10 protein-coding genes and 1 pseudogene are annotated in these 13,335 nt (G+C 62.2%); 7 read left to right on the forward strand and 4 right to left on the reverse strand.

The annotated features are described in order from the left end of the window. The first annotated feature begins 208 nt into the window (after positions 1-208). The 5 genes from ACX3YF_RS08785 to ACX3YF_RS08805 all read left to right on the forward strand — a co-directional run bounded on the left by ACX3YF_RS08785 (position 209) and on the right by ACX3YF_RS08805 (position 5,880). Positions 209-1,288 carry a putative 2-aminoethylphosphonate ABC transporter ATP-binding protein gene (locus ACX3YF_RS08785; RefSeq protein ID WP_458973640.1) on the forward strand — a complete coding sequence of 360 codons (1,080 nt, stop codon included), beginning with the start codon at positions 209-211 and terminating at the stop codon, positions 1,286-1,288. Next, positions 1,285-3,009, forward strand: a complete 1,725-nt coding sequence (locus tag ACX3YF_RS08790; RefSeq protein ID WP_458973641.1) for a putative 2-aminoethylphosphonate ABC transporter permease subunit — start codon at positions 1,285-1,287, stop codon at positions 3,007-3,009. Before ACX3YF_RS08785 ends, ACX3YF_RS08790 begins: the two co-directional genes overlap by 4 nt. A 39-nt stretch (positions 3,010-3,048) precedes the next feature. Beyond that, a complete protein-coding gene (locus tag ACX3YF_RS08795) occupies positions 3,049-4,074 on the forward strand; it encodes a putative 2-aminoethylphosphonate ABC transporter substrate-binding protein (RefSeq protein ID WP_130205819.1) in 1,026 nt (341 codons plus the stop codon). Between the two features lie 115 nt (positions 4,075-4,189). Next, entirely contained in the window at positions 4,190-5,323 is a 1,134-nt protein-coding gene (locus ACX3YF_RS08800) for a TIGR03364 family FAD-dependent oxidoreductase (RefSeq protein WP_458973642.1), read from the forward strand. Next, a complete protein-coding gene (locus ACX3YF_RS08805) occupies positions 5,323-5,880 on the forward strand; it encodes a phosphonate degradation HD-domain oxygenase (RefSeq protein WP_196585332.1) in 558 nt (185 codons plus the stop codon). Before ACX3YF_RS08800 ends, ACX3YF_RS08805 begins: the two co-directional genes overlap by 1 nt. Before the next feature lie 114 nt (positions 5,881-5,994). Here ACX3YF_RS08805 and ACX3YF_RS08810 read toward each other — a convergent pair whose 3' ends face one another. Continuing rightward, positions 5,995-7,359: a GTPase/DUF3482 domain-containing protein gene (locus tag ACX3YF_RS08810; RefSeq protein ID WP_458944154.1), complete on the reverse strand. Its 1,365-nt coding sequence runs from the start codon at positions 7,357-7,359 to the stop codon at positions 5,995-5,997. After that, entirely contained in the window at positions 7,352-8,722 is a 1,371-nt protein-coding gene (locus ACX3YF_RS08815) for a DUF2868 domain-containing protein (RefSeq protein WP_458973643.1), read from the reverse strand. Before ACX3YF_RS08815 ends, ACX3YF_RS08810 begins: the two co-directional genes overlap by 8 nt. 101 nt (positions 8,723-8,823) lie before the next feature. Between ACX3YF_RS08815 and ACX3YF_RS08820 the strand changes: the two genes are divergently transcribed. Further along, a complete protein-coding gene (locus ACX3YF_RS08820; protein ID WP_130205829.1) occupies positions 8,824-9,336 on the forward strand; it encodes a dihydrofolate reductase in 513 nt (170 codons plus the stop codon). A 235-nt stretch (positions 9,337-9,571) separates the two neighbouring features. Here the strand turns inward: ACX3YF_RS08820 and ACX3YF_RS08825 are convergent. Continuing rightward, a pseudogene (locus tag ACX3YF_RS08825) lies at positions 9,572-9,946 on the reverse strand (cation:dicarboxylate symporter family transporter); the annotation flags it as partial. Between the two features lie 240 nt (positions 9,947-10,186). On the opposite strand from ACX3YF_RS08825, the gene ACX3YF_RS08830 reads away from it, so the two are divergent. Continuing rightward, on the forward strand, positions 10,187-11,242 hold the full coding sequence (locus ACX3YF_RS08830) for an HAD family hydrolase (RefSeq protein WP_130205831.1): 1,056 nt from the start codon (positions 10,187-10,189) through the stop codon (positions 11,240-11,242). A 181-nt stretch (positions 11,243-11,423) separates the two neighbouring features. Here ACX3YF_RS08830 and ilvD read toward each other — a convergent pair whose 3' ends face one another. After that, positions 11,424-13,265 carry a dihydroxy-acid dehydratase gene (gene ilvD, locus ACX3YF_RS08835; RefSeq protein WP_458973644.1) on the reverse strand — a complete coding sequence of 614 codons (1,842 nt, stop codon included), beginning with the start codon at positions 13,263-13,265 and terminating at the stop codon, positions 11,424-11,426. Positions 13,266-13,335 lie beyond the last annotated feature (70 nt).

Below are 13,335 nucleotides of genomic sequence, written 5' to 3' on the forward strand. Positions count from 1 at the left end.
AGGTGTCGTTGGTGTTCATAAGATCTGTGTTCACTGGAGAACCCTGTGGGAGCGGGATTGCCCGCGAAGGCGTCAGTCCAGACACCACCTGCCTTGAAGGCCCAACCCAAATCCCTGAATACCACTATCAGCCGTTTTGGCCTCACTGCCACATGACGGACGCATTACATCCCTAGGATGAGCTTCATCTGCCAGATGAGGCCCGTCCATGAACAACTCGATCGCAACTGCCCTGACCAACCCGGGCGCACCCATGAAAGTGCGTGGCGTCCAGAAACGCTTTGGCGCGTTCACTGCGCTGGATAACGTTTCCCTCGACGTGGCGGCCGGTGAGCTGGTGTGTCTGCTCGGCCCGTCGGGCTGTGGCAAAACCACGTTGCTGCGCTGCATCGCCGGTCTGGAAAAGCAGGACAGCGGCGAGTTGTACCTCGGTGATCGCGACGTTTCCCACCTGGCGCCCCAGGCACGGGACTACGGCATTCTGTTTCAGTCCTACGCGCTGTTTCCCAATCTGACGGTCGAAGCGAACATTGCCTATGGCCTCGCCGGCAGCGGTCGCGATGAAGTACGCCGCCGGGTCGGTCAGATGCTGGAACTGGTCGGCCTGACTGGCAGTGAGAAAAAATACCCAGGCCAGTTGTCCGGTGGTCAGCAGCAACGCGTTGCCCTGGCGCGCGCCCTGGCGTCGGCGCCTTCGCTGTTGTTGCTGGATGAGCCGATGTCGGCCCTCGACGCTCGGGTCCGCGAACATCTGTGCACGGAGCTGCGCCAACTGCAACGCAACCTCGGCATCACCACCCTGATGGTCACCCACAATCAGGACGAGGCCATGCTGATGGCCGACCGCATCGCCGTGATGAACAACGGCAAGGTCGAGCAATACGCCACCTCACAGGAAATCTACAACCGCCCGGCCACGCCATTCGTGGCGGAGTTCGTCGGCCAGGGTAACTGGCTGCCATTCCAGTGCAGCAGCGACAGTCACGCCCGGGTCGGCGGCATGAACATGCGCCTGGCCGACGGCAGCGCCAAAAGCGCCTCGGGCCGTTTGTTCTGTCGCCCCGAAGCGATCAACGTCAACCCGCCGGTGCACGAAGAAAACCTGTTCCCGGCCAAGGTTCGCGAAATCACCTTCCTCGGTAATCGCTGCCGCATGAGCTTCGAGCTCGATCAGTTGCCGGGGCACGCGCTGCTGGCCGAACTGGCGCCGGAAGCCATGCCGCGTCTGGGCTCGCAACAGATCATGGTCGCCTTGCCACCGCGCAGCCTGCAGGTCTTCGCCAGATGAGCGCCAATATCGCGCTGCCGCTGCCACACAAGCAGGTGCGGCAGACCTCCCGTGCCGAGATCGGCGATCGGTTGTTCGTGGTCGGCGGCAAAGTCCTTCTGTTGGTGTTGCTGGGCGTCGCGGTGTTGATGCCGTTGCTGGCGATTTTCTGGCGCGGGTTCAGTGCTGAAGCCGGGCAGGGCGGTGGCTGGATCTCCGCCAGGGAGCTGGTGACCAGCGACAATTTCCACTGGTTGCTGGGCAATAGCCTGAAAGTTTCCCTCAGCGTCGCGGCCATCGTCGTACCGCTGGCCTACCTGTTTGCCTACGCCCTGCAACGCACCTTGATCCCGGCCAAGGGCATCTGGCGTGGCATTTCCCTGCTGCCCTTGATGGCGCCATCGATGCTGCCGGGGATCGCGCTGGTTTACCTGTTCGGTAACCAGGGCCTGTTGCGTGGCCTGCTCTCGGACAACATCTATGGTTTCTGGGGCATTGTGCTGGGTGAGGTGATCTACACCTTCCCACACGCCCTGATGATTCTGCTGTCGGCCTTGTCCCTGGCGGATGCGCGGCTGTTCGATGCCGCCTCCAGCATGGGCGCCAGTCCGGCGAAAGCCTTCCGCAGCATCACCTGGCCGGCGACCCGCCAAGCCGTATTCGCCGCGTTCTGCCTGGTCTTCACCCTGACCATCACCGACTTCGGCGTGCCCGTGGTGGTCGGTGGCGACTATCAAGTGCTGGCGCTGGAAGCCTACAAGGCCGTCGTCGGTCAGCAACAGTTTGGTCGCGGTGCGCTGATTGGCATGGTGTTGCTGCTGCCGGCGCTGTTCAGCTTCGGTGTCGATGCCTGGTTGCGCCGTCGCCACGGCGACTCCATGAGCGGGCGGGCCCAGGTGTTCAAGCCGGCGCCATCGAAGCGGCGCGACGGTTGCTACCTGGCCATCGTCCTGCTGATCAGCACTGCGTTGCTGTTGGTGTTCGGCATGGCGGTGTTCTCCTCGCTGGTGAAGTTCTGGCCGTACAACCTGTCGCTGTCGCTCAATCACTACCAGTTCAACGAAACCGCCGGCGGTGGCTGGCTGGCCTACGGCAACAGCCTGAAGATGGCCCTGGGCACGGCGTTGATCGGCAGCCTGCTGATCTTCACCGGCGCCTACCTGATGGAAAAAACCAAGGGCCAGCGCGGCCTGAACCTGACCCTGCGCATGCTCAGTTTCGTGCCGATGGCCGTGCCGGGCCTGGTGCTGGGGTTGGGGTACGTCTTCTTCTTCAACCTCACCGGCAACCCGCTGCATGTGCTCTACGGGACCATGACGCTGCTGATCGTCTGCACCATTGCTCACTATTTGACCACCGCGCAAATGACCGCCACCACCGCGCTGCGCCAACTCGACGCCGAGTTCGAAGCCGCCGCGCTGTCGCTCAAGGCGCCGCTGTACCGGCACTACCTGCGCGTCACCGTGCCGATCTGCCTGCCGGCGCTGCTGGACATCGTGCGCTACCTGTTCGTCTCGGCCATGACCACCGTCTCGGCGGCGATCTTCCTCTACAGCCCCGACACCATCCTCGCGGCGGTGGCGGTGCTGAACATGGATGACGCCGGCAACGTCGGCGGCGCAGCGGCGATGTCGACCCTGATTCTGTTCACCTCGGCGGGCGTGTCGCTGCTGCTGGCCTGGGCTTCGCGCGGCTTGCTGCGCCGCTCCCAGGCCTGGCGGCAGACCGCGCCCGGTCATTGATTGCGTACAACCCCGTCAACTCAAAAACAGGAAAAGATCATGTTCAAGCCTATGGCCCTGGCCGCTGCTGTCCTCACCGCTTTCAGCCTGAACGCCTATGCGGCGAAAACCGAGTTGACGGTGTACACCGCCCTCGAAGCTGAACAGCTGACCGCCTACAAGGCAGCGTTCGAAAAGACCAACCCGGACGTTGAAATCAAGTGGGTGCGTGACTCCACCGGGATCATCACCGCCAAACTGCTCGCCGAAAAAGCCCGCCCACAAGCTGACGCGGTCTGGGGTCTGGCTGCTTCCAGCCTGGCGATCCTCGATCAGCAAGGCATGCTGCAAAGCTACGCGCCAAAGGATCTGGGCAAGATCGGCGGCAACTACCGCGACGCCGCCAACCCGCCTGCCTGGGTCGGCATGGACGTCTGGGCTGCAACCATCTGCTTCAACACCGTCGAAGCCGAGAAGCAGGGCCTGAGCAAGCCAGTGAGCTGGCAAGACCTGACCAAGCCTGAGTACAAAGGCAAGATCGTCATGCCGAACCCGGCTTCGTCCGGCACCGGTTTCCTCGACGTCAGCGCCTGGCTGCAAACCTTTGGCGAGAAGCAGGGCTGGGCCTACATGGACGGCCTGCACCAGAACATCGGCCAGTACGTTCACTCCGGTTCCAAGCCTTGCAAACTGGCGGCCGCCGGCGAGTTCCCGATCGGTATTTCCTTCGAGTACCCGGCCGTACAGCTCAAGCGCCAAGGCGCGCCGCTGGACATCATCCTGCCGAAAGAAGGCCTGGGCTGGGAAATTGAAGCCACCGCCGTGATCAAAGGCACGCCACACGAAGACGCAGCGAAGAAACTCGCGGACTTCTCGGCCAGCCCGGAGGCCATGGAGCTCTACAAAGAGAACTTCGCCGTCCTTGCACAACCGGGCATCGCCAAGCCGCAGACCGAGTTGCCGGCCGATTATGAGCAGCGCCTGATCAAGAACGACTTCGCCTGGGCTTCGAAAAACCGCGACGAGATCCTGACCGAATGGCGCAAGCGCTATGACGGCAAGTCCGAGAAAGTCGTGGCCAAGTAATCTTCATCGGCTGACAGGGCCTCTTCGCGAGCAGGCTCGCTCCCACATTGGAATGCGCTCTCCTGTGGGAGCGAGCCTGCTCGCGAAAGCGGTCTCGAATTTAAGGTATCTCTTAATGACACAACACAACGACATGCTGATCGTCGGCGCCGGCATCCTGGGTTTGTCCCACGCGTATGCCGCCGCCAAACGCGGTCTCAAGGTCACGGTTTTCGAACGCAGCGAAACGCCCGTCGGCGCTTCGGTGCGTAACTTCGGCCAGGCGCTGGTCACCGGCCAGCCGCCGGGACCGATGCTGGAGCTGGCCCGCGCCAGTCGCGGCATCTGGGGTGACTGGGCGCAACTCGCCGGCTTGCAGCTCAAGCGCAATGGCTCGTACCTGTTCGCCCGCACCGAGGCCGAAGAACAGTTGCTTGAAGCCTTCTGCGAGGGCCGCGCCGTTGAACACGGCTACCGCGTCGACTTGCTGCGCGGTGCTGCATTGCACGACCTGTACGGCGGCCAATTTCGCCACCACCGCGCCGCATTGCACGGCATGGACGACCAGCAGCTGTATTCGCGCGAAGCGATTCCGGCGCTGATCGATTTCCTGCGCCGCGACCTGGGCGTCGAGTTCCACTTTTCCACGCTGGTGCGCGATATCGAGCCGGGTCGCTTGCACAGCACGGCGGGCAGTTTCAGCGCCGGGCAGATCATTGTCTGTTCCGGCCACGATTATCAGACCTTGCTGGCCGAGCAGATCGCCGAACTCGATCCGCAAATCTGCCGCCTGCAAATGCTCCGCGCCCGACCGCAAATCAAGCTGAACCTGCAACACGCCTTGCTCACCGGTTTGAGTTGCGTGCATTACGGCGCCTTCTCCAATTTGCCGGAAGCCGCGGCGGTGCGGGCGGAGATCCTGCGGGACGCACCGCATCTGCACGAAAACGGCATTCACCTGCTGATCAGCCCGACGCCCTATGGCGAGCTGATCATCGGTGACTCCCACCATTACGGCCGCGATCCATCGCCCTTCAATGCCGAACAGGTCGACGACTGGATGATCGAGCTGGCCGAACAGACGCTGGGCTGCAAGGTGCAAGTGGTTGAGCGCTGGCAGGGTGTCTATGGTTCACGGGGGCCGGGGCCGTTTTCGTTCCTGCGCCCGGCTGATGGTCTGAGTGTGGCGTTGATGCACACCGGCGTCGGCATGAGCGTCGGGCCGGCGATGGCTGAGCGCAACGTGGCCACTGTTCTGGGAGAAATCTGATGGCGCGTCATGAGCAAGTGATCGCCGAAGTGTTCGGGTTGTACGAGCGCTTTGGCGACAGCGATTACATCGGCGAGCCGGTGTCGCAGATCGAGCACATGTCCCAGGCCGCGCAGTGTGCGCTGGCCGAAGGCTTCGATGACGAAGTGGTGCTGGCGGCGTTCTTTCACGATATCGGGCATATCTGCAGCGAAGGCGCGGAGAACATGGGCGGTTTCGGCGTGGTCAGTCATGAGCGGCTGGGCGCCGACTACCTGCGCAGCGTCGGCTTCAGCGAACGCATGGCGCGTCTGGTGGAGTATCACGTTCAGGCCAAGCGTTATCTGACGCTCAGGGAGCCGGGGTATTACGAACGCTTGAGTGAAGCCAGTCGCCGGACCCTGGAGTATCAGGGCGGGGTGATGACGCAGACTGAGGCTGAGGCGTTCGAAAAAGACCCGTTGTGCGCGGTCAGTCTGCGCATGCGCCACTGGGATGAACAGGCCAAAGAGATGCATGTGCCGGTCATTGATCTGGCGGTATTGAAGGACAAGGCATCGCGGCTGTTGGCGGCGTAAACCGCTGGCACCGAGTCGCGGCCATCGCGAGCAAGCTCGCTCCCACATTGGATCTGTGACTGGCACCAATCCCCTGTGGGAGCGAGCCTGCTCGCGATGGCGTCAGACCAGACGCTATAAATCTTTTGCCAAGACATCGATCTGTTCCTGCCGCTCCGCCTGATTCAACTTCGCATGGGGATTGAGCGACGACCATTGCGGATACGCCCGCGCCTTGTTCAAGGCTTCCGGCAGTTTGCCTTCGCGCCAAGTCTTGTCCTGGGGCGTGGCCACTTGAATGCTGTCCATCGCCGCGTGCCCTCGCGCGTCCAGCGCGTGCAGCAGTTGCCGTTGGCGTAGCGCCAATAACCGCAACACGCTGTCATCGACAGTCAGTTCGCGCTGCCCCTTGATCTTGCCCAACAATCGGCTGCCATAACTGCGTGCGGTTTGCAGGGCGCCACCCGCGATGGCCCCGGCCAGTGCCGCTGCGCCGAGGGTCAGGCCGCCGACCAGCAAATCGACGCCAGCCCCGGCGGCGGCGCCGGCCGCGATTCCACCGCCGACCCGCACGCCCAGTTGCTTGAGGGTCTCGGGGTTGAACAGGTCATCGCCCCAGCGACCATCGAGCAGCGGCAGATCACTGGCCGCCGCATCCTGCGGGCGGAAAGCGTAGAGCTTGAGCAAGGCTTCGACGCAGCGCTGTTCCCGTTGACGCACGGCTTTGCGCAATTCGCCGATGGCCTGTTGTTCCTGCTCGGCATCACTGGCCACGCTGCGCCGGCACGCAGCGCAGTCGATCAACAACTCGGCGATCAAACGCAGCGCACTCTGCTGACGCGCCCGGCGTTGAGCCTGTTGGTCGGCAATCAAACGCTCCAGCTGCGGACGGGCATGTTCGAGCAGCAGCGCGAGGCTTTCATAGAGTCGGCGTTCGCCATCCTCGGGCGGTGCGACGCTGTCGAAACGCACCAGCGCATGCAGGCCGAGGCGCGCCAGGGCTTCGCGCCAGGCCGGTTCGCGGTGGTTGGCGCTGCTGACAAAATTCAGCACCGGCAGCAACGGTTTGCCACAACCGGCCAGCACTTCCAGTTCATCGCGGTACTTGGCCAGCACCGGCTCGCGGGCATCGATCACATAGAGGCCGGCGTCGCAGGCGAGCAATTGCCGCAGCACCTTGGCTTCCTGTTCGAAACGCTGTCGTGCTTCGCTGCCCTCGAGGAAGCGAGCCAGCCGGGCCGGGCCGTCGAGGCGTTCGCCGGGGCGCTCCAGGCGTTCGAGGTAATCGAGCAGGGCGATGGCGTCTTCCAGGCCGGGGGTGTCGTAGAGGTCGAGCAACGGCTCGCCGTCGACGGACAAGCGCGCGCCTTCGACGTGTCGCGTGGTGCTGGGGCGATGGGACACTTCACCAAAGCCGACGTCACGGGTCAGGGTGCGCAGCAACGAGGTCTTGCCGACATTGGTGTGGCCGACGACGGCGAGCTTCAGCGGTTTAGTCATGACCCGTCTCCAGCCAATTGAGCGGTGCGCAATCGGCAAACGGCAGCTCCAGTTGTTGCAATGCTACGTGCCAGTCGCCAAGGCGCTCGGCGTCCAGCGCTTCACCGGGTGGTGCTTGCAGCAACCAGACGCGGGTGGCGCTGGCGCTGCGGGCCAGTTCGGCGATCAGCGCAAGACTGCCGCGATCCGGCGAGCGCCGTGGATCGCAGGCGATGGCCAGGCGCGCAGGCGGGAAACGGCTGAGTTGCTCGAGGAGTTTGTGCCGCGACTCGCGACTGTCGAGGATGCCGGCGTTACTCACATTCTTCGGCAGTGGCGGCGGCCACGGACGCTGGTCGTCCAGTTCGATGGCCACCAACAACGCGCCATCGCTTTGCTGGTCGCTGACACCGCTTTCGACCCGATGAAGTTGCTCGGGTGCGGCATCGCTGATGCCCAGGCGTTCGCTGGTCGGCATCAAGCGCTCGCGCAATTGCGCATAGCCGGGCAGATTCAAATCCAGGTGCAAGGACGCCTGGCCGGTTTTCCAGCGCCACAGACAAAAAGCGGCGAGCAGCAGGCGCGGCACAACGCCGTAGACCAGCAGCACGCCCACCAGCCAGGCGGCCCAGGCCTGGCGAGCGCTTTCGATGTTCAGGGCGGCATCGCCACTGGCGCGGATCATTTCCACGGTCGGCACGCTGAACCCGAGCAAGGACGGCAGCGCACCGAGGGTCTGGGTCACGCTGATGAAGGTGTCGGCGCCGAGAATGGTGGTCTCCCAGACGAAGCCATAGCGCCGGGTCGCCAGCAGCGTCAGCAGAATCACCAGCGCGCTGAGCATCGCCAGCAACCACAAGCTGTTGACCAGGACGCCGATGGCCCAGCGATTGAGTTTGTGTCGTTGCAACATCAGGATCAGGGCCGGTGCCAGTTGCGCGGCTTTGGCGTCGCGGGCGAGCTTTTCGCTGAGCCACAGCCACAAACGCCCGAGGCTGGCGCCATGTTCGCCGGCAAACACCAGGCCCAACGCCCAGCTCAACAGCAGGATCAGGTTCAGTCCGAGCAAACTGCCCAAGGCCCAGAACACATTGACCGGCATCTGGCCGTCACCCAGGGCGGCAAACGCCAGCCCGGCGCCACTGACCACGGCCAGCACGGCCAATACAAGCAGCGCCAGCCGTGCACCTTGCAGCCAGTGTTTGAGCGCGTCGCTCAGGCCATCGCGCTCGGCCAGCCACAAGGCGCGGCGTTGAATGCGTGTCGGCAAATCACCGCCGGCATTGCGGGCGAGGCGATTGGCTTCCAGATCCTCCAGAGGGCCGGCGTGCTCTTCGCGCAGGCGGATGGTTTCTGTCAGCCAGAGGTTGTTCAGTTCAGTCACGCGGCATCCCGTCGCTTGGATTGAGTCGTGAGCATAACCGCTGTAGCGCTTGTCGGGGGGGCTACGTTGCGAGAAGCCGAGCCTCTGGTATCCTCGCCGGCATGACTAAATCACTCCCCCTCAGCCTGATCGCAGCCCTCGGTGAAAACCGTGTGATCGGCGTCGACAACAGCATGCCCTGGCACTTGCCGGGGGACTTCAAATACTTCAAGGCCACCACCCTGGGCAAGCCGATCATCATGGGTCGCAAGACCTGGGATTCCCTCGGTCGTCCGCTGCCGGGCCGCTTGAACATCGTGGTCAGCCGTCAGGCGGATCTGGTGCTGGAAGGCGCGGAGGTTTATCCGTCGCTGGAGGCTGCGGTGATTCGCGCAGAAGCATGGGCGAAGGAACAAGGCGTCGATGAGCTGATGCTGATTGGCGGCGCGCAGTTGTATGCGCAAGGGTTGGCGCAGGCCGATCGCCTGTACCTGACGCGTGTGGCGCTGAGCCCGGAGGGGGATGCGTGGTTTCCGGAGTTTGATTTGAACCAGTGGAAACTGGTGTCGAATGTGCCGAACCCGGCGGAAGGCGACAAACCGGCGTACACCTTCGAAGTCTGGGAAAAAGCTTAAAAGCTTCGCGAGCAGGCTCGCTCCCACAATGGGTTTGCGGTGAATCACAAATGCTGTGAACACCGCTATACCCTGTGGGAGCGAGCCTGCTCGCGAATAGGCCCGCTCAGTCGTTGAAAGACTTAAGCCTGCGCCAACGCCGAATGCTCATCCGCATCCAGCAACGCTTTATTCGTCTGCTGCATCACCTGGCTGGTAATCGCCCCGGCCGTGATCGAACCACTCACGTTCAACGCGCGAACGGGTTTTGCGGGATGAACGACAGCAACAGTTGCGGCACATTCAGGTCGGCGACCTTGCCGGCGTAATCGGTCTGGATGGTTTGCAGACGGGCCACGGCGCTGAGGATCGAGGCGAATACCAGTGGGATCACGATCATTTGCAGCAACTGCACATAACCGTTGCCCACCAGATCGAACCAGCCGATCGAGGCTTTGAGCACCGGGTTGCCGGCACCGTAGACCGTGTGCAGGGCCACGCCGAATGCCACGCCCAGCCCCAGTGCGAGCAGGACTTTTTTCGCCAGGCTCCAGTTGGAGCGGCGGGTTTGTGCCAGGCCCAGGAGCAGGGCGAGGAACACCAGCAGATTCAGAATCAGTGGCAGATTCATTGGAACTCCCGTTAGACATGTGCCAACTGCCTTGCGGGGCAGATGCGAACCGGCAAGCCTAACAGCTTGATATCTAATGAATTAATATCAAAAACATCTCGTAACTGTCGTTTTTGGAATAAGCGCGTGTCGCTCTCGGAGAAGCAACTGGCGCGATAGGTACGCTGGCGGTCGCTGACAGACGAGGACTGTCACAGTTATTTGTTAGCGTCGATGTCTTTCTATCAGGGAGAAATGCCGATGAAGTTCGCACCGAAATTTCTGGCAGCAGCACTTTGCCTGGGTCTCGCCGGCCAAGTGTTTGCAACGGATCTTAAACACTGGCCAGCCGATCAGGCCAAGGCACTGGACGCGATGATCGCGGCCAACGCCAACAAGGGTAACTACGCGGTGTTCGACATGGACAACACCAGTTACCGTTATGACCTCGAAGAGTCCTTGCTGCCGTTCATGGAAAACAAGGGCCTGATCACCCGCGAGACCCTTGATCCCTCCCTGAAACTGATGCCGTTCAAGGACACCGCCGACCACAAGGAAAGCCTGTTCAGCTACTACTATCGCCTCTGCGAAGTCGACGACATGGTTTGCTACCCATGGGTTGCCCAAGTGTTCTCCGGCTTCACGCTGCAAGAACTCAAGGGCTATGTCGACGAGATGATGGCCTCCGGCAAACCGGTACCGGCCACTTATTACGATGGCGACGTGGTCAAGAACCTTGACGTCAACCCGCCGAAAATCTTCACCGGCCAGAAAGAGCTCTACAACAAGTTGATGGAGAACGGCATCGAGGTCTACGTGATGACCGCCGCCTCCGAAGAACTGGTGCGCATGGTCGCTGCCGATCCGAAGTACGGCTACAACGTCAAACCGCAGAACGTGATCGGCGTGACCACGCTGCTCAAGGATCGCAAGACCGGCGAACTGACCACCGCCCGCAAGCAAATCACCGCAGGCAAGTATGACGAGAAAGCCAACCTCGGCCTCGAATTGACCCCGTACCTGTGGACACCTGCGACCTGGATGGCCGGCAAGCACGCGGCGATCCTGACTTACATCAATGAGTGGAAAAAACCGGTCCTGGTCGGCGGCGACACCCCGACAAGTGACGGCTACATGCTGTTCCACGGGGTCGATGTGGCCAAGGGCGGCATTCACTTGTGGGTCAACCGCAAGGATAAGTACATGACCCAGATCCAGGGCATGATGGCCAAAAACGCCGCGGCCCAGGCCAAGGAAGGGCTGGCGGTAACGGCGGACAAGAACTGGGTGATCGTCAAGCCGGAAGAAATCCAGTAAGGATTTGCTTCACTGTAGGAGCGAGCCTGCTCGCGATGGTCGTCAACGGTAACGCTGGAAGCCTGATACCCCGCGGTGCTCTCAGGTTTTTCGCGAGCAGGCTCGCTCCTACAGTTGACCGGATGTTGTCCAAAAAAATACCCCGCACTTCGCGGGGTATTTTTTGTTCGACGGTTAAGCCTTACAGCCCGTCGAGCATCGCCTTGTTACGTACCGCACCCTTGTCGGCGCTGGTGGCCAGCAGGGCGTAGGCCTTCAGGGCAGTGGTCACTTTGCGTGGACGCTTCTCGACGGGTTTCCAGCCTTTCTTGTCCTGTTCGACCCGGCGCGCAGCCAGTTCTTCGTCACTGATCAACAGGTTGATCGAGCGGTTCGGGATGTCGATCAGTACTTTGTCGCCGTCCTGCACCAGGCCGATGGCACCACCGGCAGCCGCTTCAGGCGACGCGTGGCCGATGGACAGGCCCGAGGTGCCGCCGGAGAAACGGCCGTCGGTGAGCAGGGCACAGGCTTTGCCCAGGCCTTTGGATTTCAGGTAGGACGTCGGGTACAGCATTTCCTGCATGCCCGGGCCGCCTTTCGGGCCTTCGTAGCGAATGATGACGATGTCGCCTTCCTTCACTTCGTCGGCGAGGATGCCGCGTACGGCGCTGTCCTGGCTTTCGAAGATCTTCGCATTGCCTTCGAAGACGTGGATCGACTCGTCCACGCCTGCGGTTTTCACCACGCAGCCATCGAGGGCGATGTTTCCGTACAGAACGGCCAGGCCGCCCTCTTTCGAGTAGGCGTGCTCGACACTGCGGATGCAGCCGTTTTCACGGTCGTCGTCCAGGGTTTCCCAACGGGTCGACTGGCTGAACGCAGTCTGGGTCGGGATGCCTGCCGGGCCGGCCTTGAAGAAGTGATGCACGGCTTCGTCGGTGGTCTGGGTGATGTCCCACTTGGCGATGGCTTCTTCCATGCTGCGGCTGTGCACGGTCGGCAGGTTGGTGTGCAGCAGGCCGCCACGGGCCAGCGAGCCGAGGATGCTGAAGATCCCGCCGGCACGGTGCACGTCTTCCATGTGGTACTTCTGGATGTTCGGCGCGACCTTGCACAGTTGCGGCACGTGACGGGACAGACGGTCGATGTCGCGCAGGTCGAAATCGATCTCGGCTTCCTGGGCAGCGGCCAGCAAGTGCAGGATGGTGTTGGTGGAACCGCCCATGGCGATGTCCAGGGTCATGGCGTTTTCGAACGCCTTGAAGTTGGCGATGTTGCGCGGCAATACCGACTCGTCGTTCTCGCCGTAGTAACGCTTGCACAGCTCGACGATGGTGCGGCCGGCCTGCAGGAACAGTTGCTCGCGGTCACTGTGGGTGGCCAGGGTCGAACCGTTGCCCGGCAGTGCCAGGCCCAGTGCTTCGACCAGGCAGTTCATCGAGTTGGCGGTGAACATGCCGGAGCACGAACCGCAGGTCGGGCAGGCGCTGCGCTCGTACTCGGCGACTTTCTCGTCAGAAGCGCTGGAGTCGGCGGCGATCACCATGGCGTCGACCAGGTCGAGGCCGTGGGAGGCGAGTTTGGTCTTGCCGGCTTCCATCGGGCCGCCGGAAACGAAGATCACCGGGATGTTCAGGCGCAGGGCGGCCATCAGCATGCCAGGGGTGATCTTGTCGCAGTTGGAGATGCAGACGATCGCGTCGGCGCAGTGGGCGTTGACCATGTACTCGACGGAGTCGGCGATGATCTCGCGGCTCGGCAGCGAATACAGCATGCCGTCGTGGCCCATGGCGATACCGTCATCGACGGCGATGGTGTTGAATTCTTTCGCCACACCGCCAGCGCGTTCGATTTCGCGGGCGACCAGTTGGCCCAGGTCCTTGAGGTGCACGTGGCCCGGTACGAACTGGGTGAAGGAGTTGGCGATGGCGATGATCGGCTTTTTGAAGTCGTCATCTTTCATCCCTGTTGCGCGCCACAGTGCGCGGGCGCCGGCCATGTTGCGGCCGTGGGTGGATGTTTTCGAGCGATAATCAGGCATGAAGCACTCCGGGCGGCTAAATCAGGTATCAAAAGGGAAGTGAGCTTCTATTGACGTCTGGAACACTCAG

The sequence above is a fragment of the Pseudomonas fluorescens group sp. PF-69 genome (assembly GCF_054481235.1).